This window comes from Bradyrhizobium sp. SZCCHNS30572 (assembly GCF_032484415.1).
Taxonomy (GTDB): domain Bacteria; phylum Pseudomonadota; class Alphaproteobacteria; order Rhizobiales; family Xanthobacteraceae; genus Bradyrhizobium.
The window spans coordinates 120,997-145,386 of the sequence record NZ_JAUESY010000006.1; the positions used below are offsets into that span (position 1 = coordinate 120,997).

22 protein-coding genes are annotated in these 24,390 nt (G+C 66.3%); 11 read left to right on the plus strand and 11 right to left on the minus strand.

Going from position 1 to position 24,390, the window contains the following annotated elements; all coding sequences use genetic code 11:
- The first annotated feature begins 112 nt into the window (after window positions 1–112).
- From odhB to QX048_RS17695, 4 genes are all read left to right on the plus strand, one after another.
- On the plus strand, window positions 113–1,348 hold the full coding sequence (odhB, locus tag QX048_RS17680) for a 2-oxoglutarate dehydrogenase complex dihydrolipoyllysine-residue succinyltransferase (protein ID WP_316167764.1): 1,236 nt from the start codon (window positions 113–115) through the stop codon (window positions 1,346–1,348).
- 68 nt (window positions 1,349–1,416) lie between these two features.
- Window positions 1,417–2,163: an SDR family oxidoreductase gene (locus QX048_RS17685; RefSeq protein WP_315715928.1), complete on the plus strand. Its 747-nt coding sequence runs from the start codon at window positions 1,417–1,419 to the stop codon at window positions 2,161–2,163.
- Between the two features lie 45 nt (window positions 2,164–2,208).
- The gene (lpdA, locus tag QX048_RS17690) at window positions 2,209–3,612 is read left to right on the plus strand and encodes a dihydrolipoyl dehydrogenase (RefSeq protein WP_316200556.1); all 1,404 of its coding nucleotides are present in this window, start codon (window positions 2,209–2,211) and stop codon (window positions 3,610–3,612) included.
- Window positions 3,613–3,741: 129 nt separating this feature from the next.
- Window positions 3,742–4,272 carry a hypothetical protein gene (locus QX048_RS17695; RefSeq protein WP_316200557.1) on the plus strand — a complete coding sequence of 177 codons (531 nt, stop codon included), beginning with the start codon at window positions 3,742–3,744 and terminating at the stop codon, window positions 4,270–4,272.
- A gap of 201 nt (window positions 4,273–4,473) precedes the next feature.
- Here the strand turns inward: QX048_RS17695 and QX048_RS17700 are convergent, their stop codons facing one another.
- Both QX048_RS17700 and QX048_RS17705 read right to left on the minus strand, forming a co-directional pair.
- Window positions 4,474–5,064 carry a DUF4337 domain-containing protein gene (locus QX048_RS17700; protein WP_315715931.1) on the minus strand — a complete coding sequence of 197 codons (591 nt, stop codon included), beginning with the start codon at window positions 5,062–5,064 and terminating at the stop codon, window positions 4,474–4,476.
- Between the two features lie 81 nt (window positions 5,065–5,145).
- Window positions 5,146–6,048, minus strand: a complete 903-nt coding sequence (locus QX048_RS17705) for a tyrosine recombinase XerC (RefSeq protein ID WP_316200626.1) — start codon at window positions 6,046–6,048, stop codon at window positions 5,146–5,148.
- Window positions 6,049–6,478: 430 nt separating this feature from the next.
- Between QX048_RS17705 and QX048_RS17710 the strand changes: the two genes are divergently transcribed.
- A complete protein-coding gene (locus QX048_RS17710) occupies window positions 6,479–8,689 on the plus strand; it encodes a primosomal protein N' (protein ID WP_316200558.1) in 2,211 nt (736 codons plus the stop codon).
- 112 nt (window positions 8,690–8,801) lie between these two features.
- Here QX048_RS17710 and QX048_RS17715 read toward each other — a convergent pair whose 3' ends face one another.
- The gene (locus QX048_RS17715; RefSeq protein ID WP_315715933.1) at window positions 8,802–9,350 is read right to left on the minus strand and encodes a septal ring lytic transglycosylase RlpA family protein; all 549 of its coding nucleotides are present in this window, start codon (window positions 9,348–9,350) and stop codon (window positions 8,802–8,804) included.
- A gap of 649 nt (window positions 9,351–9,999) precedes the next feature.
- Here QX048_RS17715 and QX048_RS17720 point away from each other — a divergent pair.
- The 6 genes from QX048_RS17720 to QX048_RS17745 all read left to right on the plus strand — a co-directional run bounded on the left by QX048_RS17720 (window position 10,000) and on the right by QX048_RS17745 (window position 17,024).
- Window positions 10,000–10,560: a F0F1 ATP synthase subunit delta gene (locus QX048_RS17720; protein ID WP_315715934.1), complete on the plus strand. Its 561-nt coding sequence runs from the start codon at window positions 10,000–10,002 to the stop codon at window positions 10,558–10,560.
- A complete protein-coding gene (gene atpA, locus QX048_RS17725; protein WP_315715935.1) occupies window positions 10,560–12,092 on the plus strand; it encodes a F0F1 ATP synthase subunit alpha in 1,533 nt (510 codons plus the stop codon). The genes QX048_RS17720 and atpA overlap by 1 nt, the downstream gene beginning before the upstream one ends.
- A 155-nt stretch (window positions 12,093–12,247) precedes the next feature.
- Entirely contained in the window at window positions 12,248–13,126 is an 879-nt protein-coding gene (locus tag QX048_RS17730; RefSeq protein ID WP_315715936.1) for a F0F1 ATP synthase subunit gamma, read from the plus strand.
- 95 nt (window positions 13,127–13,221) lie between these two features.
- Window positions 13,222–14,664, plus strand: a complete 1,443-nt coding sequence (gene atpD, locus QX048_RS17735; RefSeq protein ID WP_315715937.1) for a F0F1 ATP synthase subunit beta — start codon at window positions 13,222–13,224, stop codon at window positions 14,662–14,664.
- A 97-nt stretch (window positions 14,665–14,761) separates the two neighbouring features.
- Window positions 14,762–15,169, plus strand: a complete 408-nt coding sequence (locus QX048_RS17740) for a F0F1 ATP synthase subunit epsilon (RefSeq protein ID WP_315715938.1) — start codon at window positions 14,762–14,764, stop codon at window positions 15,167–15,169.
- A gap of 166 nt (window positions 15,170–15,335) precedes the next feature.
- Window positions 15,336–17,024, plus strand: a complete 1,689-nt coding sequence (locus QX048_RS17745) for an adenylate/guanylate cyclase domain-containing protein (RefSeq protein WP_316200559.1) — start codon at window positions 15,336–15,338, stop codon at window positions 17,022–17,024.
- Between the two features lie 86 nt (window positions 17,025–17,110).
- On the opposite strand, the gene QX048_RS17750 is transcribed toward QX048_RS17745, so the two are convergent.
- The 8 genes from QX048_RS17750 to QX048_RS17785 form a co-directional block, all read right to left on the minus strand.
- Window positions 17,111–17,617 (minus strand): RNA pyrophosphohydrolase, encoded by a 507-nt coding sequence (locus QX048_RS17750; RefSeq protein ID WP_315715940.1) that lies wholly within the window; start codon window positions 17,615–17,617, stop codon window positions 17,111–17,113.
- A 141-nt stretch (window positions 17,618–17,758) separates the two neighbouring features.
- Window positions 17,759–18,265, minus strand: coding sequence for an RNA pyrophosphohydrolase (locus tag QX048_RS17755; protein ID WP_315715941.1), 507 nt, complete (start codon window positions 18,263–18,265; stop codon window positions 17,759–17,761).
- Between the two features lie 89 nt (window positions 18,266–18,354).
- Window positions 18,355–19,572, minus strand: a complete 1,218-nt coding sequence (locus tag QX048_RS17760) for a divergent polysaccharide deacetylase family protein (protein ID WP_316200560.1) — start codon at window positions 19,570–19,572, stop codon at window positions 18,355–18,357.
- A gap of 182 nt (window positions 19,573–19,754) precedes the next feature.
- Entirely contained in the window at window positions 19,755–21,107 is a 1,353-nt protein-coding gene (locus QX048_RS17765; RefSeq protein ID WP_315715943.1) for a S41 family peptidase, read from the minus strand.
- Window positions 21,104–22,474 (minus strand): murein hydrolase activator EnvC family protein, encoded by a 1,371-nt coding sequence (locus QX048_RS17770; protein WP_315715944.1) that lies wholly within the window; start codon window positions 22,472–22,474, stop codon window positions 21,104–21,106. Before QX048_RS17770 ends, QX048_RS17765 begins: the two co-directional genes overlap by 4 nt.
- Before the next feature lie 33 nt (window positions 22,475–22,507).
- On the minus strand, window positions 22,508–22,990 hold the full coding sequence (gene rlmH, locus QX048_RS17775) for a 23S rRNA (pseudouridine(1915)-N(3))-methyltransferase RlmH (RefSeq protein ID WP_315715945.1): 483 nt from the start codon (window positions 22,988–22,990) through the stop codon (window positions 22,508–22,510).
- 57 nt (window positions 22,991–23,047) lie between these two features.
- Window positions 23,048–23,404: a ribosome silencing factor gene (rsfS, locus tag QX048_RS17780; protein ID WP_315715946.1), complete on the minus strand. Its 357-nt coding sequence runs from the start codon at window positions 23,402–23,404 to the stop codon at window positions 23,048–23,050.
- A 311-nt stretch (window positions 23,405–23,715) separates the two neighbouring features.
- On the minus strand, window positions 23,716–24,339 hold the full coding sequence (locus QX048_RS17785) for a nicotinate-nucleotide adenylyltransferase (protein WP_315716185.1): 624 nt from the start codon (window positions 24,337–24,339) through the stop codon (window positions 23,716–23,718).
- Window positions 24,340–24,390 lie beyond the last annotated feature (51 nt).

Below are 24,390 nucleotides of genomic sequence, written 5' to 3' on the forward strand. Positions count from 1 at the left end.
AATCGGCGGGGCGCAAGTACATCGCGTTGATCGTCCGTCCCGCATCGCTTGCTCGCCGCAAGGCGATGGCGGACCGGCTTTATGACCGCACGGGTTATTGAGGATAAAGACCATGACTGAAATTCGCGTTCCGACGCTGGGTGAATCCGTCACCGAAGCCACCATCGGCCGCTGGTTCAAGAAGGCAGGCGACGCCGTGGCGGTCGACGAGCCCCTCGTCGAGCTCGAGACCGACAAGGTGACGATCGAGGTGCCCGCGCCGTCAGCCGGCACCCTGGGCGAGATCATCGCCAAGGACGGCGAGACGGTCGCCGTTGGCGCGCTGCTCGGCCAGATCAATGATGGCGCGGCTGCTGCGAAGCCTGCCGCTGCTGCGCCCGCTCCCGCGAAGCCCGCCGCGCCGCCGCCGGCTGCGGCTCCCGCTCCGGCCAAGGCGTTGCCCGCCGATACCCCGCAGGCGCCGTCGGTTCGCAAGCTCTCGGCCGAGAGCGGCGTCGATGCCACCACCGTGCCGGGCTCCGGCAAGGACGGCCGCGTCACCAAGGGCGACATGCTGGCCGCCATCGAGCGCGCAGCGTCCGCGCCGACCCCGGTCAATCAGCCCGCCGCCTCGGTGCAGGTGCGTGCGCCGTCGCCGGCCGACGACGCCGCGCGCGAGGAGCGCGTGAAGATGACGCGGCTGCGCCAGACCATCGCGCGCCGCCTCAAGGACGTGCAGAACACCGCGGCGATGCTGACGACCTTCAACGAGGTCGACATGACCAACGTCATGGCGCTGCGCAGCCAGTACAAGGACGTGTTCGAGAAGAAGCACGGCTCCAAGCTCGGCTTCATGGGCTTCTTCACCAAGGCCGTGGTGCAGGCGCTCAAGGACATCCCGGCGGTCAACGCCGAGATCGACGGCACCGACCTGATCTACAAGAACTACTATCACATCGGCGTCGCCGTCGGCACCGACAAGGGCCTGGTCGTGCCCGTCGTGCGCGACTGCGACCACAAGTCGATCGCCGACATCGAGAAGGGCATCGCCGATTTCGGCCGCCGCGCCCGTGACGGCCAGCTCAAGATCGACGAGATGCAGGGCGGCACCTTCACCATCACCAATGGCGGCATCTACGGCTCCCTGATGTCGACCCCGATCCTGAACGCGCCGCAGTCCGGCATCCTCGGTATGCACAAGATCCAGGAGCGCCCGGTGGTGGTCGGCGGCAAGATCGAAGTCCGCCCGATGATGTATCTGGCGCTGTCCTACGATCACCGCGTCATCGACGGCAAGGAAGCCGTGACGTTCCTGGTGCGCGTCAAGGAAAGCCTGGAGGATCCGGCACGGCTCGTGCTGGATCTCTGAGGGCACGCGACGACTTGAAGACATGAGGCGCGCTTCATGAGCGCGCCTCAGACCTAACGGGGGCCATCATGACCGACAGGGTTGCAGTGATCACCGGCGGCAGCCGCGGCATCGGCCGCGCCACCGCCATCGCCGCCGCATCGCGCGGCTTCAAGATCGTGGTCGGCTACGCCTCCAACGAGGCCGCGGCACAGAGCACGGTGGCCGCGATCGAGGCCAAGAACGGCAAGGCCATCGCAGTCAAATGCGACGTCGGCCGCGAGCACGACATCCTCGCTCTGTTCAAGGCGGCGGACAAGTTCGGCACGCTCGGCGCGCTCATCAACAATGCCGGCATCGTCGGTCCGACCACGCGCGTCGACGAGATGAGCGCGGAGCGCATCGAGCGTTTGATGGCGGTCAACGTCACCGGCAGCATCCTGTGCGCACGTGAGGCGGTGAAGCGCATGTCGACGCGGCATGGCGGACAGGGCGGCGTGATCATCAACCTGTCCTCGGTCGCCGCCAAGCTCGGCTCGCCGAATACCTACGTCGATTATGCGGCGTCGAAGGGCGCGATCGATTCCTTCACCGTCGGCCTCGGTCATGAGGTCGCCAATGAAGGCATCCGCGTCGCCGCCATTCGCCCAGGGCTGATCGACACTGATATTCACGCCTCCGGCGGCGAGCCCGATCGCGCCCATCGTCTCGCCCCGCTGGTGCCGATGAAGCGCGTCGGCACCGCGGAGGAAATCGCCAATGCCATCGTCTGGCTGCTGTCGGACGAGGCTTCCTATGTCACTTCGGCCATTCTCGACGTGTCGGGCGGACGCTGACGACCGTCGCTATCTCTGACTTGCAAGCTTACGGAACATTCGATCATGGCATCCTACGATCTCGTCGTCATCGGCACCGGACCCGGTGGTTATGTCTGCGCCATCCGCGCAGCACAGCTCGGCATGAAGGTGGCCGTGGTCGAGAAGAACGCCACCCTCGGCGGCACCTGTCTCAATGTCGGCTGCATGCCGTCGAAGGCGCTGCTGCACGCCTCGGAGCTGTTCGAGGAAGCCGGGCACTCCTTCGCCAAGATGGGCATCAAGGTGCCCCAGCCCGAGATCGATCTGCCGGCGATGATGAACTTCAAGCAGCAGGGCATCGACGGCAACGTCAAGGGCGTCGAGTTCCTGATGAAGAAGAACAAGATCGACGTGCTCGTGGGCAAGGGCAGGATCCTCGGCACCGGCAAGCTGCAGGTCACCGGCAATGACGGCGCCGTGCAGACCGTCGAGACCAAGAACATCGTGATCGCAACGGGCTCGGACATCGCGCGGCTCAAGGGCATCGAGATCGATGAGAAGCGCATCGTGTCCTCGACCGGAGCGCTGTCGCTGGACAAGGTGCCTTCGACGCTCTTGGTGGTCGGCGCCGGCGTGATCGGGCTCGAACTCGGCTCGGTGTGGCGCCGCCTCGGCGCCAAGGTCACCGTGGTCGAATTCCTCGACCGCATCCTGCCCGGCATGGATGGCGAGATCGCAAAACAGTTTCAGCGCATCCTCGAGAAGCAGGGTTTTGCGTTCAAGCTCGGCGCCAAGGTGACCGGTGTCGATACGTCCGGGGCTACGCTCTCGGCGACCATCGAGCCCGCCGCGGGCGGAGCGGCTGAAAAGATCGAAGCCGATGTCGTGCTGGTCGCGATCGGTCGCGTGCCCTACACCGAGGGGCTCGGTCTGCAGGAGGCCGGCGTCGCGCTCGACAACCGCGGTCGTGTCCAGATCGATCACCATTTCGCGACCAGCGTGCCCGGTGTCTACGCCATCGGTGACGTCGTTGCAGGGCCGATGCTCGCGCACAAGGCTGAGGACGAGGGCGTTGCGGTGGCCGAGATCCTCGCGGGCCAGGCCGGACACGTGAACTACGACGTCATTCCGGGCGTGGTCTACACGACGCCCGAAGTGGCCTCCGTCGGCAAGACCGAGGACGAGCTGAAGCAGGCCGGCGTCGCCTATACAGTCGGCAAGTTTCCGTTTACCGCGAATGGCCGTTCCAAGGTCAATCAGACCACTGACGGTTTCGTGAAGATCCTAGCCGATGCGAAGACGGATCGCGTGCTCGGCGCCCATATCATTGGCCGCGAGGCCGGGGAAATCATTCACGAGGCCGCCGTATTGATGGAGTTCGGTGGCTCTGCCGAGGATCTCGCGCGCACCTGCCACGCGCATCCGACACGGTCGGAGGCCGTGAAGGAAGCCGCGCTTGCGGTGGGTAAGCGGGCCATCCATATGTGATGGACGCCCGGAGGCGCCTTCGGTGGGTGCGACAAAACGCCCACTTATGACGCTGAACCGAACGGCAAGGCGCGAGGTCGTATCGTCATAGCGGCCTCAACCCCCGGGGCCTGGCGGAGATGGAGTCCGATGCTGCGCCGCCTGCTTCAGCCGTTCTGGGTTCTGCTTGCGATCATCTTCCTGATCGAAGCCTGGCTGTGGGACCATCTCGAGCCGATCGTGGCGCGCATCGTCGCCGCGATCCCACTGCGTAGCTTCAAGCACTGGCTGGCCGCGCGCATCGAGACCCTGTCGCCGGCGCTGACCCTGATCGTCTTCGTCGTGCCGGTCGTGCTGCTGTTTCCGCTCAAGCTGATCGGCATGTGGCTGTTGATGCACCAGCAGTGGAAGCTCGCGCTGGCCACGATCGTGTTCGGCAAGATCGTCGGTGTCGGCGTCACCGCCTTCATCTTCGATGTGACGCGCAGCAAGCTGCTGCAGATGTCCTGGTTCGCGTGGCTCTACGAGGCCGTGCTCGCGCTGCGCAGGAAAGCCGCGGCGCTGGTCGATCCGATCAAGCAGCGCATCCGCGAGATCATCCACGGCAATGCCGATGGCTGGTCATCGCGCGTGCTGCGCGTGATCATGCGCTTCCGCAGGAGCGTGCAGCAGGCGCGCTGACCTCGGACGTCATCACGCGGCTTCGTTCGACCGGGCCACATTCTTCGTCATTCCGGGGCAATCGGCTGCGTGCAGCCGCAACGCGGCTGCGCGCTGACGATTGAGCCCGGAATCTCGAGGTGAAAGAGAACGAACGCAAGCCAAGCTCGAGATTCCGGGTTCAAGGCATGCGGCCTTGCCCCGGAATGACGGCCCTCGTGACTAATGCAGATGCAAGAGATGCGGCTGGAACAGGCCGAGCAACGTCATGGCAATGCCGATCAGCGCGAGTCCTCCGGAGGCCCAGGCCAGAACGATCATTCCCGTGATGATCGTCGCCGACGCCAGCACGATGCCGATCTGGAAGGCGGCCGACGCGAGCTCATAGTGGTGGTACTTTGCCGTCGCCTCGTCGCGTTCGTGCTCGGCATGCTTGGCGCGCTCGGCGAGTTGCTCGCTGCCTTCGCCGGTCTCGGGCTCGGAGCGATAGCGCGCGGCATTCTTCTGCCAATCGTCGATCTGCTTCTGCAACGCCGCCTTGGCCGCCTCGTCTGGCAGCGCCGGCAAGCTCAGCTTGCCCTGCTCGGCGGCAGTCTGCACCACGGTGCGGCGAACGGTCTTGGCCTGGAAGAAGGCCCAGAGATTCGAGGCCTCGACGTTCTTGCTGATCGATTCGGTCTGCGCGCCCTTGCCGAGCGTTTCGGACAGCGCCAGGAACAGGGCTATGACGGCGATCAGCAGCGCGATCTTCTTGTTTTCGCCGGACGCGTGCTCGGCATGCTCCGCATGCTCCATGCTCTCATGTGCGCTCATCTGTCCCCTCCGGATCAAGCAGCCAAGACGATTGCCGGAACCGGGGGGACAGCGCAAGCGAAACGATATGAACGAAAAATGTCACCGTCGCGGATGCGCTGACGCGTAGACCTGCAGCAGGCGCTCCGAATCGATGCCGGTATAGATCTGCGTCGTCGACAGCGAGGCGTGGCCGAGCAGCTCTTGGATCGCGCGCAGGTCGCCGCCGCGCGACAACAGGTGCGTCGCGAAGGAATGGCGCAGCGCGTGCGGCGTGGCGCTGTCCGGCAGGCCCAGCGCGCCGCGCAGCCGCTCCATCGCGAGCTGGATGATGCGCGGGCTCAACGGACCGCCCTTGGCGCCGAGAAACATCGGCCCCTCCGCAGGCAGCGGGTACGGGCAAAGCCTGGCATACTCGTCGATCAGCTGCAGCACGTTCTGCAGCACCGGCACCATCCGGGTCTTGTTGCCCTTGCCGGTCACCACCAGCACGTCGCCTTCGCCGGGACGCGGCACCTCGCGGCGTTTCAGGCCGAGCGCCTCGGAGATGCGCAGGCCGGAGCCATACAGCAGCGCCATCACCGCGGCGTCGCGTGCCAGCACCCAGGTCTCGCGGGTCTCGCCGGCGCGCTCGTCGGCATCGGCGAGGCGCTTGGCGGCGTCCATCGGCAGCGGCTTCGGCAGGCTCTTGGCGATCTTTGGCGCGCGGATTCCTGAGAGGGCGCCGACCTTGCCCTTGCCCTCGCGCTCCAGAAAGCGCCCGAACGAGCGCAGGCCCGCCAAGGTTCGCATCAGGGAACGTCCGGCGATGTCGTCGGCGCGGCGCATCGCCATGAAAGCCCGGATGTCGGCGGCCTCCAGCCCGGCGAAGCGCACCAGCGTCACCGGCTCGCCCCAATGGATGCAGAGGAATTGCAGGCACTGCCGGAGGTCACGGGCGTAGGCCTCGACCGTCTTCGGGGACAGCCGGCGCTCGCTGCGCAGATGCGCCAGCCACTGCATCATGGCCTGGACGACGCCCTCGTCGGCGCCGAGGAGGGCGGTGGCCTCAGACTCTTCGTCCGTGTCCGCGTAAGTCGGCTCTGTTTGCTTTGCCATGGCGTCCGTGCCCACGGATGGGTCGCTGTGAAGCGTTGTCGATCGCCGCGAACTCGGTTTGCGCCTCTCCCCGCTTGCGGGGGGAGGTCGGATTGCATCGTCAGATGCAATCCGGGTGAGGGGGACTCTCCGCGCGGATGGTGTTGACCACCCGCGCGGCTGCCCCTCACCCCGACCCTCTTCCCCGCAAGAGCGGGGAGAGGGAGTGCAATGGCGCTCGCGGGAACAGCTCGATCTCATCTCGTCGAGTCATGTATATCGCACTGTCGTCCTTTACCGTTCGCTAACTTTGCCGGGCGGCTTTCGCTTCAGCCAGAGCAAGGCTATCTCCGCCCTCATGGACCGCGCGACCGACCTCTTTCCAGGTGCAGCCAGCACGACCGGCGTGGTCGACGTGCTGGTTCCGGTCGCGCTCGACCACACCTATTCCTACCGCGTGCCGCGCGGCATGGATCTGAAGCCGGGCGATATCGTCGGCGTGCCGCTCGGGCCGCGCGAGGTACTGGCGGTGGTGTGGGCGGAGAATGCCAATCCGGATCCGCGGCTGCACAACCGGCTCAAGGATGTCAGCGAGAAGCTCGAGGTGCCGCCCCTCAAGCCGGAGCTGCGCTCGCTGGTCGACTGGGTCGCCAATTACACGCTGTCGCCGCGCGGCATGGTGCTGCGGATGTGCCTGCGCATGGGCGAGCATCTTGGCCCGGAGCGTGTCCGGCTCGGCGTCCGCCTGGTCGGCGAGCCGCCCAAGCGGCTGACGCCGGCGCGGCGGCGGGTCATCGAGGCGGTGTCCGACGGTCTGCTGCATGGAAAGTCCGACCTCGTCCGCGAGATCGGCGTCTCCAGCAGCGTGATCGACGGCCTGGTCGACGAGGGGACCCTCACGGTCGAGGCGATGCCGCGTGCGCTGCCGCCGCCGGCGCCCGATCCGTCGTTCGCGCAGCCCGAGTTCTTCGACGCGCAGCTGGCCGGCGTCGCGGCGATGCGGGCGCTGGCCGCCGATGGCGGCTTCCAGGTCGCGCTGCTCGACGGCGTCACCGGCTCCGGCAAGACCGAAGTCTATTTCGAGGCGGTGGCCGAGACCGTCCGCCGCGGCCGGCAGTCGCTGATCCTGATGCCCGAGATTTCGCTCACCGGCCAGTTCCTCGACCGCTTCTCGCGCCGCTTCGGCGTGCGGCCGCTGGAATGGCATTCCGAGCTGACCCCGCGCACGCGCCAGCGCAACTGGGCGGCGATCGCCGCCGGCGAGGCGCCGGTCGTGGTCGGCGCCCGCTCGGCGCTGTTCCTGCCCTATGCCGATCTCGGCCTGATCGTCGTCGATGAGGAGCACGATCAGGCCTACAAGCAGGACGAGGGCGCGCATTACCACGCCCGCGACATGGCGGTGGTGCGCGGCCACATCGCCAAATTTCCGGTGGTGCTGGCCTCGGCCACCCCCTCGGTCGAGACCGAGGTCAATGCCCGCAAGGGCCGCTATCAGCGCGTCGCGCTGCCGTCGCGGTTCGGCGGCCAGCACATGCCGCATATCGAGGCCATCGATCTCCGGCGCGAGCCGCCGCCGCGCGGCCGCTACATCTCGCCGCGGCTGGCGGGTGAGATCCGCGCCGCGATCGAGCGCGGCGAGCAGGCGCTGCTGTTCCTGAACCGCCGCGGCTATGCGCCGCTGACCCTGTGCCGCGCCTGCGGCCATCGCTTCGCCTGCACCATCTGCGACGCGTGGCTGGTCGATCATCGTTTCCGTCAGCGGCTGGTCTGTCACCATTGCGGGTTCTCGATGCCGCGGCCGCCGACCTGCCCGCATTGCGCGGCCGAGGAATCGCTGGTCGCGGTGGGGCCCGGCGTGGAGCGGCTGCAGGAGGAGGCGGCGGCGCTGTTTCCTGAGGCGCGCAGCATGGTGCTGTCGAGCGACCTGATCACCTCGATCGAAACCATGCGCGCCGAGCTGACCGAGATCGCCGAAGGCCGCGTCGACCTGATCATCGGCACCCAGCTCGTCGCCAAGGGCCACAACTTTCCGCGGCTCAATCTGGTCGGGGTGGTCGATGCCGATCTCGGCCTCGGCAATGGCGATCCGCGCGCCGCCGAGCGCACCTGGCAGCTCTTGAACCAGGTGATCGGCCGCGCCGGCCGCGAGCAGGGGCGGGGTCGCGGCTATTTGCAGACCCACCAGCCCGAGCACCCCGTCATGAAGGCGCTGGTCGCCTGCGACCGCGAGGCGTTCTACACCAGCGAAATCGACGCGCGCGAGCGCACCGGCTATCCGCCGTTCGGCCGGCTGGCGAGCCTGATCATCTCGGCGGGGGATCGGCCTACTGCCGAAGGCTTCGCCCGCCGGCTGGTCGCGTCAGCGCCGCGGGAGGAGGGCGTGTTGCTGCTCGGCCCGGCCGAGGCGCCGCTCGCGGTGATCAAGGGCCGCTACCGCTTCCGGCTGCTGCTCAAGTCGGCCCGCAATTTCGATCTGTCGGATTATCTGCGCCACTGGCTGGCGCATGCCGAGAAGCCCAAGGGCAATCTCAAGCTCGAGGTCGACGTCGACCCGCAGAGCTTCTTGTAGCGCTCTCTCCACCGTCATTGCGAGCGCAGCGAAGCAATCCAGGGCCGGGTTGGGACTCTGGATTGCTTCGTCGCTTCGCTCCTCGCAATGACGCGCGGAAAGATCGGGTATCTTACGACACGACTTCGGCGGTGACGCGGCCGACGCCGGCGCGGGTCAGGCCGATGGCGCGGGCTGCGCCGGTCGACAGGTCGAGCACCCGGCCGCGGATGAACGGGCCGCGGTCGTTGACGGTGACGATGACGCTGTTGCCGCCATGGGTCACGCGCAGCTTGGTGCCGAACGGCAGCGAGCGGTGAGCGCAGGTCATCGCGTTGGCGTTCATGCGCTGGCCGGAGGCGGTGCGGCTGCCGGACTCGTTGCCGTAGTACGACGCCATGCCGGAGAAAGTGCGGCCGGTGCCGGACGACGGCGTGACCGCTGCGTTGGAGTTCATCCACGAGGAGCCGTTGGACGACCATCCGTTCGAAAACGAGTCGGCCGCGGGCTGAGCAGCATGGCGCGCCATGTGATGATGGTGGTGGCGAGCGTGGTGATGGTGGTGCCTGGACCGGGCCGAGGCTTCGGTGGCGCTGCCGCCGACGATCAGCGTCACGGCAACGGCGAGCGCGGTGCGCGAGCCGGCGATCTTGCCAGCCGAGAGGTTCTTCAGTTTCAGCATCTATGTCCCTCGAACAGTATTGCCGCGTTCTGCGGCCAGTGGACCCCCGTCAGGTGTTGAGGCGCGCGCCGTTTGGTGGGGCAATGAGGCGTGAATGGGGCAGTAGAAATTGTTCCGCTCTGATCGAAACATCTTGCATCGCGGTCTACTCATCACGGAAAATTCCGTAATCCACCGCGTTAACGGTTTATTAACGATCAAATACTTCAAAATACTGTTGAGTTAAGTTCTCACTTAGGATGCCAAGATGTCAGCAAGTAATGTCGGTGCGGGCTGGTCGGCGGCCGCCGGGCACCGCCGACGGGAGTCAAGGCCAAACCAGCATGGCGGCCATGCAGCAACAGCTGGAACCTTGCGCTGAGTGACTGGTATCGGGGGCGGGCGCGCGCGGGCGGCCATCAAGCGAGTCCGTTGGACCGCGCGTAGGCTCCGACCGCGGCGCGGCAACAAGGTGCCGAATAGCGGGCCGCCGCTTGTTGCGGCTGCGCGTACGCTATGTTAGCAAAGCGCCGCTTTTCGTGATCAAGCTGCTCTCGCGGCGATCGAAAATCAAAGTCCTGCTTGAATTCCAAGGGCTTAGCTGGTTTGCGCCGCAGCGGCGCGCCGGTGTCCCTCTTGTGGGTTGGGCGCATATAAAAAGAGCACGTCTGTGGCTGCTGAAGATCCCTCCGTATCCGGTGTGTCCGGTCGTTACGCGACGGCCCTGTTTGAACTGGCCCGTGACGAAAAGTCCGTCGATGCGGTCAAGGCCGATCTCGACAGGTTCAATGCCCTCCTCGATGAGAGCGCCGATCTCAAGCGCCTCGTCCGCAGTCCGGTGTTCGGTGCGGACGTGCAGCTCAAGGCGCTGAATGCCGTGCTGGACAAGGCCGGCATCGCCGGTGTCGCCGCCAACGTGCTGCGCGTGCTGACCGCCAACCGCCGCCTGTTCGCGGTGACCGACGTGATCCGCGCCTTCAACGCGCTGGTCGCCAAATACAAGGGAGAGGCCACGGCCGACGTCGTCGTCGCCGAGCCGCTCTCCGACAAGAATCTCGACGCCTTGAAGGCCTCACTGAAGACGGTGACCGGCAAGGACGTCGCGCTCAACGTGAAAGTCGATCCAGCGATTATCGGCGGGCTCGTCGTCAAGCTCGGCAGCCGCATGATCGATAGTTCGCTTCGCACCAAACTCAACTCGATCAAGCACGCGATGAAAGAGGCAGGCTGATGGACATCCGCGCCGCGGAAATTTCCGCGATCCTCAAGGACCAGATCAAGAATTTCGGGCAGGAAGCCGAAGTCACCGAAGTCGGACAGGTGCTGTCCGTCGGTGACGGTATCGCCCGCGTCTACGGTCTCGACAACGTCCAGGCCGGCGAGATGGTCGAGTTCGAGAACGGCACCCGCGGCATGGCGCTGAACCTCGAGACCGACAATGTCGGCGTCGTCATCTTCGGCGCCGACCGCGAGATCAAGGAAGGCCAGACCGTCAAGCGCACCCGCGCCATCGTCGACGCTCCGGTCGGCAAGGGTCTGCTCGGCCGCGTCGTTGACGCGCTCGGCAATCCGATCGACGGCAAGGGCCCGATCCAGGCCACCGAGCGCAAGCGCGTCGACGTCAAGGCCCCCGGCATCATTCCGCGCAAGTCGGTGAACGAGCCGATGTCGACCGGCCTCAAGGCGATCGACGCCCTGATCCCGGTCGGCCGTGGTCAGCGCGAGCTGATCATCGGTGACCGTCAGACCGGCAAGACCGCGATCGCGCTCGACACCATCTTGAACCAGAAGCCGCTGAACGTCGCTGGCGCTCCCGAGAGCCAGAAGCTGTACTGCGTCTATGTCGCGATCGGCCAGAAGCGCTCCACCGTCGCTCAGTTCGTGAAGGTGCTCGAAGAGCAGGGCGCGCTGGAGTATTCGATCGTCATCGCCGCCACCGCGTCCGATCCGGCCCCGATGCAATATCTGGCCCCGTTCACCGGCTGCACCATGGGCGAGTACTTCCGCGACAACGGCATGCACGCCGTCATCATCTATGACGATCTGTCGAAGCAGGCCGTCGCCTATCGCCAGATGTCGCTGCTGCTGCGCCGTCCGCCGGGCCGCGAGGCCTATCCGGGCGACGTGTTCTATCTGCACTCCCGCCTGCTCGAGCGCGCCGCCAAGCTCAGCAAGGACCATGGTCTGGGGTCGCTGACCGCGTTGCCCGTCATCGAGACCCAGGCCAACGACGTGTCGGCCTACATTCCGACCAACGTCATTTCGATCACCGACGGCCAGATCTTCCTGGAGACCGATCTGTTCTTCCAGGGCATCCGTCCCGCCGTGAACGTCGGTCTGTCGGTGTCGCGCGTCGGCTCCTCGGCCCAGACCAAGGCGATGAAGAAGGTCGCCGGCAAGATCAAGGGCGAGCTGGCGCAGTACCGCGAGATGGCGGCCTTCGCGCAGTTCGGCTCCGACTTGGACGCCTCGACCCAGCGCCTGCTCAATCGCGGCGCGCGCCTGACCGAGCTCCTGAAGCAGCCGCAGTTCTCGCCGCTGAAGATGGAAGAGCAGGTCTGCGTGATCTGGGCCGGCACCAACGGCTATCTCGATCCGCTGCCGCTCAACAAGGTGCGCGCCTTCGAGGACGGCCTGCTGTCGCTGCTGCGCGGCAAGAATGCCGACCTGCTCAACGCGATCCGCGACAGCAAGGATCTGTCCGACGACAGCGCCGCCAAGCTGAAGGCGGTTGTCGAGGGCTTCGCCAAGACCTTCGCCTGATCGCGAGGTCGTGGCCGGCTCCGGCCGGCGATCCACGCCCTTCGGGGTGGGACAACGTGACATCTCATGCCCGGCGCCAGGCCGGGCATGACCAATCTCAGGGTTGAGCGGTCGGGTCTTCAACGGATCGGCCGCCGGGGTGAGCTAGACGAACAATGGCGTCACTGAAAGACATGCGGGTCCGCATCGCCTCGACCAAGGCGACGCAGAAGATCACCAAGGCCATGCAGATGGTCGCCGCCTCCAAGCTGCGCCGCGCGCAGCAGGCGGCCGAAGCGGCGCGTCCCTATGCCGAGAAGATGGACGCCGTGATCTCCAACATCGCGAGCGCCACCATCGCCTCCGCCGGCGGCCCGAAGCTGTTGGCGGGCACCGGTCGCGATCAGGTGCACCTGCTGCTGGTCTGCACCGGCGAGCGCGGCCTGTCTGGCGCGTTCAACTCCTCGATCGTCCGCCTGGCGCGCGAGCGTGCGCTCGCCCTGATGAACCAGGGCAAGGAGGTGAAGTTCTTCTGCGTTGGCCGCAAGGGTTATGAGCAGCTTCGCCGCCAGTTCGACAAGCAGATCGTCGAGCACATGGACCTGCGCTCCGTGCGCCAGATCGGCTTCGCCAATGCCGACGAGATCGCCAAGAAGGTGATTGCCCGCTTCGAGGCCGGCGAATTCGACGTCTGCACCCTGTTCTACTCGCGCTTCCGCTCGGTGATCGCGCAGATCCCGACCGCTCAGCAGATCATTCCGCTGGTGGTCGAAGCGCGCCCGGCCAATGCGGCGCCGCTGGCGCCTTACGAATACGAGCCGGAAGAGGACGAGATCCTGGCTGGATTGCTGCCGCGCAATCTCGCGGTGCAGATCTTCCGCGCACTGCTCGAAAACAACGCCTCGTTCTACGGTGCGCAGATGTCGGCCATGGACAACGCCACGCGCAACGCCGGCGAGATGATCCGCAAGCAGACGCTGATCTACAACCGCACGCGTCAGGCGATGATCACCAAGGAACTGATCGAAATCATTTCGGGCGCCGAGGCGGTCTAGCCGGATCGCGCAGCGCCCGTTGAAGCGCAACCCAGGAACATATCCCGGTCGAGCCGACCGTGGTTTCGTATACGGATCGTAAGGAGAGACACTCAATGGCTACCGCAGCCAACCAGATCGGTCGCATCACCCAGGTCATCGGCGCCGTCGTCGACGTGCAGTTCGAAGGTCACCTGCCGGCCATTCTCAATTCGCTCGAAACCAAGAACGCCGGCAACCGCCTGGTGCTCGAAGTGGCCCAGCATCTCGGCGAATCCACCGTGCGCACCATCGCGATGGACACCACCGAAGGTCTGGTCCGCGGCCAGGAGGTGACCGACACCGGTTCGCCGATCCAGGTGCCGGTGGGCGTCGGCACGCTCGGCCGCATCATGAACGTGATCGGCGAGCCGATCGACGAGGCCGGTCCGGTCGAGGCCGAGGGCCTGCGTCCGATCCACGCGGACGCGCCGAGCTACACCGACCAGTCGACCGAAGCCGAGATTCTCGTCACCGGCATCAAGGTCGTCGACCTCTTGGCTCCCTACGCCAAGGGCGGCAAGATCGGTCTGTTCGGCGGCGCCGGCGTCGGCAAGACCGTGCTGATCCAGGAGCTCATCAACAACGTCGCCAAGGCGCACGGTGGTTATTCGGTGTTCGCCGGCGTCGGCGAGCGTACCCGTGAAGGCAACGACCTCTATCACGAGTTCATCGAATCCAAGGTCAACGCCGATCCGCACAATCCCGATCCGAGCGTCAAGTCGAAGTGCGCGCTGGTGTTCGGCCAGATGAACGAGCCGCCCGGCGCCCGCGCCCGCGTCGGCCTGACCGGCCTCACCGTCGCCGAGCACTTCCGCGACCAGGGCCAGGACGTGCTGTTCTTCGTCGACAACATCTTCCGGTTCACCCAGGCCGGCTCGGAAGTGTCGGCGCTGCTCGGCCGCATCCCCTCGGCGGTGGGTTATCAGCCGACGCTCGCCACCGACATGGGCGCGCTGCAGGAGCGCATCACCACCACCAACAAGGGCTCGATCACCTCGGTGCAGGCCATCTACGTGCCGGCCGACGACTTGACCGACCCGGCGCCGGCGACCTCGTTCGCGCATTTGGACGCCACCACCGTGCTCAACCGCGCGATCTCGGAAAAGGGCATCTACCCGGCGGTGGACCCGCTCGACTCGACCTCGCGCATGCTCTCCCCGCTGGTCGTCGGCGAGGAGCACTATCAGACCGCGCGTCAGGTCCAGCAGATTCTGCAGCGCTACAAGTCGCTGCAGGATATCATCGCCATCCTGGGCATGGACGAGCTGTCGGAAGAGGACAAGCTGACCGTGGCCCGCGCCCGCAAGATCGAGCGCTTCCTGTCGCAGCCGTTCCACGTCGCCGAAATCTTCACGGGATCGCCGGGCAAGTTCGTCGACCTCGCCGACACCATCAAGGGCTTCAAGGGCCTGTGTGAAGGCAAGTACGACCACCTGCCGGAGGCCGCCTTCTACATGGTCGGCAACATCGACGAGGCGGTCGAGAAGGGCAAGAAGCTGGCCGCCGAGGCGGCCTAAGGGCGATTAGCGGATAAGGAGTAGCGAATAGACGAGCTGTTCGCTGCTTCCTCCTTCACTACTCGCCATTCGCTATTCGCTATTCGCAGGTTTCCCAATGGCTACTTTCCATTTCGATCTCGTCTCGCCGGAAAAGATCGCCTTCTCGGGCGAGGTCGACCAGGTCGACGTTCCCGGCCAGGAGGGTGATTTCGGCGTGCTCGCCGGGCATGCGCCGTTCGTGGCGACGCTGCGGCCGGGTATCCTGACGGTGACATCAGGCGGATCGCAGCAGAAGATCATCGTGCTCGGCGGCCTTGCCGAGATCTCGGACAAGGGTCTGACGGTTCTCGCCGACGTCGCCACGTCGCTGAAGGAGCTCGACCAGACCGCTTTCGCGGCCGAGATCGCCGGCATGGAATCCAAGCTGAACGAGAAGCAGGGCAACGAGCTCGATCGCGCGATCGAGCGGCTCGATCACTTCAAGACGATCCAGCAGCAGCTCAATACGACTGCGCTGCATTGATCCCACCGCACGACGTATGAATGAACGTTCATGGCCGGGCTCTGCCCGGCCATTTTCGTTTGGGGCTCGAACGTCGTGCGCCGGTCGATGACTACTTCAAGGGAGGCCGGTTGCATGCTCACCGATCTGACGGCATGCTCCCGGCCAATCCAGCGGGCGCGGTGACATGGCAGGACAGATCGTCTTGAAACGCAAGATCGCGGCGATTTTCGCCGCCGATATCGCCGGCTATTCGCGCCTCGTCGCGGAGGATGAAGAAGAGACGCTACGGCGACTGGCCGCCTATCGCGAGGTCGTTGACGATTTCATCGCGCGCGCCGGCGGCCGCATCTTCAACACGGCTGGCGATGCGGTGCTCGCCGAGTTTCCCAGCGCGGTCGAAGCGGTGCGCTGCGCGATCGACATCCAGGAGAGCCTGCGCACGCGCAACATGGCCTATCCGCCAAGCCGGCAGATGAGCTACCGCATCGGCATCACCATCGGCGACGTCGTCGAGCGCGACGGCGATCTGCTCGGCGACGGCGTCAACATCGCAGCACGCCTCGAGGGCCTCGCCGACGTCGGCGGCATCTGCATCTCGCGCGCCGTCCATGAGCAGGTCGCCAACAAGCTGTCGGTGCAGTTCGCCGACATGGGCGCGCGGGAGGTCAAGAACATCCCGACCCCGGTGCACGCCTATCGCGTGGCGATGCGCCGCGAGGACGGCACCTACGCGCCGCCGGAAGAAAAGAAGGTCGCCCGCGGCGGCGGGCTCCGCCTGATCTGGCGAATTGCGGCCGCCGTGGTTGCGCTCGGAGCCGTCGGGATCGGGACCGAACTCTATCTGGATTATCGCGATCCGCACCCCGCGCAGCGCGATGCCGCCAAGGCGGCGGCGGAAGCGCTGGCCCGGCTGTCGGCCACGCCGGCTTCGCCGTCCTCGGTCCCGTCTTCATCTCCATCCCCCGCGCCGACGCAGTCATCCGTCGCCAGGCAGACGGCCGACTCGCCGCAGCCGCAACAGTCGCCCTCGCCTTCATCCTCCGTCGCCGCCGAGAAGTTTGCACCTGAAGCCGTGCCGTTCGTGAGCGAGCGGACCCGCATTGCGCTGGCGCGCGACTACGTGCCGGCACCGGATCACAAGGCGTTCGCGACCACGATCAACGGCGTCAGCGCCTATGTCACCGGACAGGCGAGCGACGACGCGGCGAAATCGGCTGCGCTGGAGCAGTGCCAGAAGCGCGCTGAAAATGCGAACGGACCGCGCCAATGCGAGCTCTATGCCGTCGGCGACAATGTCGTCTACGTGCACAGCAAGCCGCCGTTGCCGCCGCAGCCCTGGGTGCGCCACGACCCGATGACCGAGCGCGCCTTCAGCGCGGCAGAGATGCCGCTGGTGCGCGATACAGGCCGGGCCCGGCTCGAAGCGAACTACGGCACGGCGCGTCGGACCAAGGCCATCGCGCTCGGGCCCGGCGGGCAGTTCTTCTACAGCGTCGGCGGCGACCTCGTCGACGATGTGGTTCGCCGCAATCTGGAAGCCTGCGGTGCCCAGGCGGGCACCGCCTGCATCATCGTTGCGCTCGACGATGCCTTCGTGGTGCCGATACCGACGGTGATGAAAGCCACCGGCTTCTTCCGCGCGGCCATCCATCAGGCGATCGCCCCGGAGGCGCGCGAGGAGGTGGCGCGACGTCTCGAGGCCGCGACGTCGGGCTGGAATGCAGTCGCGGTCGGAACGGCCGGCCACCCCGGCTTCGGCCTCAATGGCGACCGTGAGGAGACGGCGATCGGCGGCGCGCTGGCCGACTGCGCCACACGCGACAACGACTGCCGGGTGATTGCGATCGGGCCGTTCACGGTCGAGGACAATTAGGCCGGCGAACTCTCGCGACATCGCCTTTCCGAGGCGCGCGGAGCGTCGGCCCTTGAATGACGAAGAGCCCCGCGCTTCGACGTAGATCAGTCGCCAACGTTGGCGAGATGCGCAAAAGCCTGCGCCACCGCGCGATAGACCTCGCGGCGAAACGGCACCACCAGCTCCGGGACGCGCGCCAGGCGGTCCCAGCGCCAGGCGTCGAACTCGGCCGGCTGGCCGTTGCGCGGCGTCACCGGATCGATGTCGGCGTCGCGCCCGGTGAAGCGCATCGCGAACCATTTCTGGCGCTGGCCGCGAAAGCGCGCGAGCCGGTGGTTCGGATCCTCGAATGGCGGAAATTCGTAAGTCAGCCAGTCGGTCTCGCCGAGGATGTCGGCGTCGCGAATGCCGGTCTCCTCCCACAGCTCCCGCCGCGCTGCCGCCTGAAGATCCTCGCCGGGGTCGACGCCGCCCTGCGGCATCTGCCATTCGAGCCCGGGCAGCACGATCTCCGGCCCGTCGTCGCGAAAGCGGCGTCCAAGGAAGACGAGCCCTTCGGCGTTGAGCAGCGCGATACCGACATTCGGACGATAGGGTCTGGTCTCGGTCATCCTCGAATCCATGAGCTGTCGTTCGCATGGCAGTGCATCATGACGGCATCGTCGCGACGCATCTGCAGAGATTCCCTGCAGCTCCTGCGCAGAAGCGGACTAGCGGATGTCGGGTACCGCGTCGAGGGCGGGGATCGCGATTCAATCGCCTGCGAGCGGAGCGAATTCCTTGACCACGCGCTCATAGACCGGCCGCTTGAACGGCACGATCAGCCCCGGCAGGTTCTTCATCGGCTCCCAGCGCCAGCTGACGAATTCCGCCTTGTGGTGGCCGCCGCCGGGGCGCTCGACATCGATCTCGGCATCGGCCCCGGTGAAGCGCAGCGCGAACCATTTCTGGCGCTGGCCACGATAGCGCCCCTTCCAGGCACGGCCTGCGACCGTGCGCGGAATATCGTAGGTCAGCCAGTCGCCGACCTCGGCCAGCTTCTCGACGGAGCGCACGCTGGTCTCTTCATACAGCTCCCGCTTGGCCGCCTCCCAGGCATCCTCGCCGGGATCGACGCCGCCCTGCGGCATCTGCCAGACATGGGTGTCGTCGACATGCTCGATTCCGCCGGCGCGGCGACCGATGAAAACCAGCCCCTCCGAATTGATCAGCATGATGCCGACGCAGGTGCGGTAAGGCAGGTCCTCGTAGCGCGTCATTCCGGTCTCGGCCTTCCTGCGGGGACCCCTGCGCCTCGCTGCGCAGGCCTCCCGCTGTCACGTCGCCAGTCGGGCCGGCGCACGTTCGTTCAGTTCGATTTTGATTTCAGCATCGCGGTTGTCAATGGCACCAGCAGAATGCCCTTGCGGTCGAGCCCCTTGATCCAGGTGCCGATGCGGTCGATCGAGGCCGGCAGCGCCGAGGCGGTCCCGACGGCGACGCCACGTTCCTTGGCCAGGCTTTCGAGCTTGGCGAGCGCATTGTCGATCTCGACCGGGGTCGGCACCGCGTCGATGGCGACGTCGCCCTTCGCGAACGGCATCGCGAGCCCCGTGGCCAGTGAGGCTGCCACGCTGCGCGGGGCTGCGCCATCGTCGAACAGGGCCAGACCGCGCTTGGCGGCCTCGTTCACGATCGGCTGCATCGCCGCTTCCGTTGCGACGAAGCGCGCACCCATGAAGTTGCCGATGCCGACGTAACCCTGCAGCCGGCTCATGTGCCAGAACAGCCGGTCGATGTTCTGGTCCGGTCCGAGTGTTGCGAGCAGCGTCTGCGGACCCGGATCGTTGTCGGGATAGTCGTAGGGCTCCATCGGGACCTGCAGCAGGATCTCGTGGCGCTGCGCCCGGGCGCGCTCGGCGAGCTTGGTCGGATCGGAGCCATAGGGCGTGAAGGCCAGGGTGACCGCCGGCGGCAGCTTCATGATCGCGTCCGCCGTCTTGGCGGCGCCGACGCCGAGACCGCCGATCACGATCGCGACGGCCGGCATGCGCGCCGCCTTGGCGCGGTCGGCCTCGGCCGCATAGGCAGTGAATGGCTTCAGCCCGTCGGCCATCACCGGGATCATGCCGTAGCGCGACTTCTCCAGCAGCCGCGGGTCCACGCCGGGCATCTGGCTCGCGGGCGCGGCCGATCCAGGCTCTGCCGTCTCGCCGCCGGCACCGATCGCGACCTCCTGGCGGGCGCCGCTGGAGCCGTCGATGATGGTGACCGTCTTGCGCTCGCCGCCCTCCTGCTTGGCCGCGGGGGCCGCGCCGTGGTCGGCCTTTGCATCTGGCTTGCCATCCGGCTTGGCGGCGGCCTTGTCGTCGGTGGGTTTTGCGCCCTCGTTGATCGCGACGCGGGCGATCGGCTCGCCACCGAGCGGATTGTCGTTGAACATCGCAAAGCCGGCAAACACGACCAAGAACAGCCCCAGCAGCATCGCGAGGGCCTGCAGGGCCGTGAAGGGAAGCCGAATGCGGCGCCTGCGACGCTTTTCCGTCTGCCCGAGCGGGGCGCTCAGCTCGTCGGCCGTCTCTGTCATCGAAATTCCCGAATCAATCGGGTCGACGATACCACGGCGGGGATTCGGACGCAGGGTCGGTGTCCGAAAGCCCGTAGATCGGCGGAGCGGCAAACCAAGAAGCCGTCCAAAAAGGAAGGGCGGCCCCGAGGCCGCCCTTCAAAGCTGATTCGCGTCGGTCGGCTGCCGCTCAGTTGGCGACCTCAGTTTGCCGCCTTGGCCGGCTTGTCGGCCGCGGCCTTCTCGGTCGGCGCCGGGGTGTTGGCGCTGTTCTTGATGCCGTGGAGCAGGTCGGCGGCCATTTTGAGCGCCTTGTCGTCCTTGGTGTCCGGCGGCACGTAAGACTGCGAGCCGGTCTTCTCGTCGCCGTCGTTCTTCAGATGGCCGCGCAGCGACGCCTCGCCCTTGGTGTCGGTGCGCGACTTCAGCTCATCCGGCACGTCCTGCAGCACCTCGATGTCGGGCACGATGCCCTTGGCCTGGATCGACTTGCCCGACGGCGTGTAGTAGCGCGCGGTGGTCAGCCGCAGCGCGCCGTTGCCGGCGCCGAGCGGGATGATGGTCTGCACCGAGCCCTTGCCGAACGAGCGGGTGCCGACCAGCGTCGCGCGCTTGTGATCCTGCAGCGCGCCGGCCACGATCTCCGACGCCGACGCCGAGCCGCCATTGATCAGCACGATGACCGGCTTGCCCTTGGTCAGGTCGCCCGCATGTGCCGCGCGGCGCTGCGTCTCCTCGGCATTGCGGCCGCGGGTCGAGACGATCTCGCCGCGCTCCAGGAACGCGTCGGAGACGGTGACCGCCTCCTCGAGCAGGCCGCCCGGGTTGTTGCGCAGGTCGATGATGTAGCCCTTCAGCTTGTCACCGATCTGGTTCTGCAGGTCGGCGATGCTCTTCTTCAGGCCCTCGGTGGTCTGCTCGTTGAAGGTGGTGATGCGGATATAGGCGATGTCGTCGCTCTCGGTGCGCGAGCGCACCGAGCGGACGCGGATGTTGTCGCGGGTCAGCGTCACGTCGAGCGGATTGTCGGCGCCCTTGCGCACGACCTTCAGCTTGATCTTGGTGCCGACCGGGCCGCGCATCTTCTCGACCGCCTGGTTGAGGGTCAGGCCCTGCACGGCTTCGTCGTCGAGATTGGTGATGATGTCGTTGGCCTGGATGCCCGCCTTCGAGGCCGGCGTATCGTCGATCGGCGACACCACCTTGATCAGGCCGTCTTCCATCGTCACCTCGATGCCGAGGCCGCCGAACTCGCCGCGGGTCTGCACCTGCATGTCGCGGAAGCTCTTCGCATCCATGTAGCTCGAATGCGGATCGAGCCCCGAGAGCATGCCGCTGATCGCGGACTCGACCAGCTTCGAATCGTCGGGCTTCTCGACATAATCGCTGCGCACCCGCTCGAACACGTCGCCGAACAGGTTGAGCTGGCGATAGGTATCGGCGGTCGCGGCGCGCGCCGTCGATCCCATCAACACCGCGCGCGGTTGCGAGACGAACAGGGTCAATGCCGCACCGGTGGCCGCGCTCAGGAGAATTACCGAAGTCTTACGCATCATCCGCGTACCTTTTCGCCTTCATTTGCGGCCCACCATGGGCCTGGATCGATTGGAGTGCCGTCCTTACGGAACTCGACATAGAGCACTGGTTGACTCGCGTTGGTAGCGAGAATGGAGGCAACCTGGGAGCTGTTACCCATGATCGCGACCGGCTCTCCCGTCTGAACAAACTGCCCGATGTTGACGGAAATGCGCTCCATCCCGGCGATCAGGACATGATACCCGCCACCGGCGTTGAGGATCAAGAGTTGTCCGTAGCTACGGAAGGGACCCGCATACACAACCCAGCCATCACACGGGGTTGTGACCTGAGCCCCCGGCCGGGTTGCCAAAGAAATGCCTTTATCCGAGCCGCCCGCACCGTCCGATGCGCCAAATTCGCGGATCTTGGTGCCGTTGACAGGAAACGTCAGCATGCCCTTGGTCGAGGCGAACGCGATCGCGGGCGCCTTGCGGCCCGGGTTGCGCAGCGCATTCGCGTCCGGCTTGCTGTTGACCGGCACCCCCTGCAGGCTCGCCGTCGAGGCAGCCTTGGCCGCGCTCTTGAGGTCCAGCTCCATCGTCGTGATCAGTCCCTGCAGCGAGTCGATCTGCTGGGCCAGCACGGCGGCGCGCGCGCTTTCGGCTTCCATGTCCTTCTCGGCCGAGCTCTGCTTGCGCTGGCGTTCCTCCACCAGGGCGGCGAGACGGGTCTGATCGGTGCGCAGCCTGTCGCGGTCGCCGGCGAGCTTGTCGCGTTCGCTGGCGATCGTCTTGCGGATGGCGACGAGCTCGCCGAGATCGGTCGAGAGCTTCTCCGCTCGGCTGCGCATCTCGGGGATCACCGAACCCAGCAGCATCGCCGTGCGCAGGGATTGCAGCGCGTCCTCGGGACGGACCAGCAGGGCCGGCGGGGTGCGGCGGCCGGCGCGCTGCAGTGCGGCCAGAACCTCGATGATCTCCGAGCGCCGCGCTTCCAGCGACGTCCGCAGATCCTGCTCGCGGCCGTCGAGCCCGCGCAGCCGCGTTTCGGCCTCGCCAACCCGCACTTCAACGCTGCGCACCTGCGCCGCGACGTCGATCAGCTGCTGATTGAGCTTGCCGCGATCCTCGCCGAGCGCGGCGATGTCGGCCTTCAACCGCTCCTGGGCCTCGGCGGCGGCCTTCTGGGCCGCGCGGGCGGCCTCGAGCTCCTGTTCGCGCTGCTTCAACTGCTCCGGGGTGGCCGGCGTCGGTGACGCGGTGCCGGGGATGGATGGCCGGAGTCCGCTCTGTGCCAGCGCCGGACATCCGGAAAAGACCACCACGAGCGCGATGAGCGACGCGCGGCAGGACCGGCCGCTGCGGACAGGTCTTGGGAAGCAGGAGAGGGGCCGCGCAGCGAACATCGAGGTCCTTATTGTGCTCCCATCGTCCCTTGTTCAAGCGCGGTGATAGGGGTGACCGGCAAGGATCGTAGCAGTACGGTAAATCTGCTCGAGCAGCAGGACGCGGACGATCTGGTGCGGCCAGGTGGCGGCGCCAAACGCAACCCCAAGCTTGGCTCTGCGCCGCAAATCGGGCGAAAGTCCGTCGGCGCCGCCGATTGCGAAGACGGCAGCCGGAATGCCTTCGTCCCGCCAGCGCCCAAGATAACCCGCAAAAGTTGTACTGTCGACGTTCCGGCCACGCTCGTCGAGACAGACGAGCACGGACTTGTCGGGGATCGCCGCCGATATCGCGGAGGCCTCCTCGGTCATGCGCGTCGCCGCATCGCGCGCGCGGCTTTCCGGGATTTCATGGATGTCGAGGCCGCGAAAGCCGAGCTTGCGGCCGATGTCGTCGAAACGCTCGCGGTAGCGCTCCGCGAGCTCCCGCTCGGGACCCTGCTTCAACCGGCCGATGGCGACCACGATCAGGCGCATGCGCACCCGACTAGCACGTGCGCCGCACGATTCGCATCCGCCGCGGCGTGGGACCGCCTAGACCGCCTTGGCCGGGTTCGGCCCTTGAGTCCACAATCGCTCGAGATTGTAGAACTCGCGAACCTCGGGTCGAAACACGTGCACGATCACGTCGCCGGAATCGATCAGCACCCAATCGCAATTGGGCAGGCCCTCGATGTGGAGTTTCTTGGTGCCGGCTTCCTTCAGGCCCTTGGCGACGTTTTCCGCGATCGATCCGACGTGCCGGTTCGAGCGGCCCGTAGTAATGACCATGTAGTCGGAATACGCCGATTTGCCGTGAAGATCGATCGTGACCGTCTCCTCCGCCTTCATGTCTTCGAGGCGGGAGAGGATCGTGCGCAGGGTCTTGTCGGCGTCGGGTTGCGCCTGCAAGGCCGCATCTTGGGTCGACGTCTTACGCGCTGACTTGGCCGTCGCCGACTTGGTAGTCGTTGCCTTCGTCTTCGGTAAGGCCGACTGGGACAATACAGATGTGGTCAGGGACCATTCCTTTCACTGTATCGCAGGCCGAATCCAACCCGGCCTGCTGACCATATTAGGCATGTGGGGTTAAGGGTTTCAACAATCCAGTACCCCGGTCGTCCGGCCCGACAGCGTCCAGGCCGTCCCCGCTTCGGACCGTAGCGGAGACGGCAAGTTCCATGCATATCCGATGCCGCGCGCGATGGCGAACGCGCGGCCTTTCAGAACGACTTCCAACTGCCGTCCGGGTTCCTCAGGCCCGTCGAGGACAGGCTGAGCTTGAGGCCGGTGAGGTAGACCCAGGCTGGAGCGGCGCGGTCGGCCAGACGGCTGGCTTGCGCTTCGGGAATGCGATACCGCGCCAGGGCGCGTGCGGCGGGCGCGTTCAGGGCGCGGAAGCTGCGGGGCGGACGATCGACCACGGCCATCGGAACCTGGGCCGCGATGTGCCGCCACTTCTGCCAGCGATGGAACTGCGCGAGATTGTCAGCGCCCATGATCCACACGAAGCGCAAGCGCGATGCACGCCGGCGCAGATAATCGATCGTGTCGGCAGTGTAGCGGGTGCCGATGACGGATTCGAGACAGCTGATCTCGATGCGCGGATCGGCGGCCACCTTGCGCGCCGCCTCGGCGCGTTCGGCCAGCGCATGCAGCCCGCCATTGTTCTTGAGCGGATTGCCCGGTGTCACCAGCCACCAGACACGGTCCAGCTGCAGCCGCTTCAGCGCGAACAGGCTGATCGCGCGGTGCGCCTGGTGCGGCGGATTGAACGAGCCGCCGAGCAGGCCGATGCGCATGCCATCACTGTGGGGCGGCAGCGCCTGGCGGATCGCAAGGCGCATGGCTGTGGCGTCGGTCACGGCTGCCCCCGCCTGCTGCTCGTGCAACTCAAC

Coding starts and splice junctions, on each gene's coding strand:
- QX048_RS17740 (WP_315715938.1), top strand. CDS start 14,762: ATGGCTACTTTCCATTTCGATCTCGTCTCGCCGGAAAAGATCGCCTTC.
- QX048_RS17755 (WP_315715941.1), bottom strand. CDS start 18,265: ATGACGCGCTACGAGGACCTGCCTTACCGCACCTGCGTCGGCATCATG.
- QX048_RS17685 (WP_315715928.1), top strand. CDS start 1,417: ATGACCGACAGGGTTGCAGTGATCACCGGCGGCAGCCGCGGCATCGGC.
- atpD (WP_315715937.1), top strand. CDS start 13,222: ATGGCTACCGCAGCCAACCAGATCGGTCGCATCACCCAGGTCATCGGC.
- rlmH (WP_315715945.1), bottom strand. CDS start 22,990: ATGCGCCTGATCGTGGTCGCCATCGGCCGGTTGAAGCAGGGTCCCGAG.
- QX048_RS17705 (WP_316200626.1), bottom strand. CDS start 6,048: ATGATGCAGTGGCTGGCGCATCTGCGCAGCGAGCGCCGGCTGTCCCCG.
- QX048_RS17700 (WP_315715931.1), bottom strand. CDS start 5,064: ATGAGCGCACATGAGAGCATGGAGCATGCGGAGCATGCCGAGCACGCG.
- QX048_RS17695 (WP_316200557.1), top strand. CDS start 3,742: ATGCTGCGCCGCCTGCTTCAGCCGTTCTGGGTTCTGCTTGCGATCATC.
- atpA (WP_315715935.1), top strand. CDS start 10,560: ATGGACATCCGCGCCGCGGAAATTTCCGCGATCCTCAAGGACCAGATC.
- QX048_RS17785 (WP_315716185.1), bottom strand. CDS start 24,339: ATGCGCCTTGCGATCCGCCAGGCGCTGCCGCCCCACAGTGATGGCATG.
- QX048_RS17750 (WP_315715940.1), bottom strand. CDS start 17,617: ATGACCGAGACCAGACCCTATCGTCCGAATGTCGGTATCGCGCTGCTC.
- QX048_RS17715 (WP_315715933.1), bottom strand. CDS start 9,350: ATGCTGAAACTGAAGAACCTCTCGGCTGGCAAGATCGCCGGCTCGCGC.
- QX048_RS17770 (WP_315715944.1), bottom strand. CDS start 22,474: ATGTTCGCTGCGCGGCCCCTCTCCTGCTTCCCAAGACCTGTCCGCAGC.
- QX048_RS17760 (WP_316200560.1), bottom strand. CDS start 19,572: ATGACAGAGACGGCCGACGAGCTGAGCGCCCCGCTCGGGCAGACGGAA.
- QX048_RS17730 (WP_315715936.1), top strand. CDS start 12,248: ATGGCGTCACTGAAAGACATGCGGGTCCGCATCGCCTCGACCAAGGCG.
- QX048_RS17745 (WP_316200559.1), top strand. CDS start 15,336: ATGGCAGGACAGATCGTCTTGAAACGCAAGATCGCGGCGATTTTCGCC.
- odhB (WP_316167764.1), top strand. CDS start 113: ATGACTGAAATTCGCGTTCCGACGCTGGGTGAATCCGTCACCGAAGCC.
- lpdA (WP_316200556.1), top strand. CDS start 2,209: ATGGCATCCTACGATCTCGTCGTCATCGGCACCGGACCCGGTGGTTAT.
- QX048_RS17765 (WP_315715943.1), bottom strand. CDS start 21,107: ATGATGCGTAAGACTTCGGTAATTCTCCTGAGCGCGGCCACCGGTGCG.
- QX048_RS17710 (WP_316200558.1), top strand. CDS start 6,479: ATGGACCGCGCGACCGACCTCTTTCCAGGTGCAGCCAGCACGACCGGC.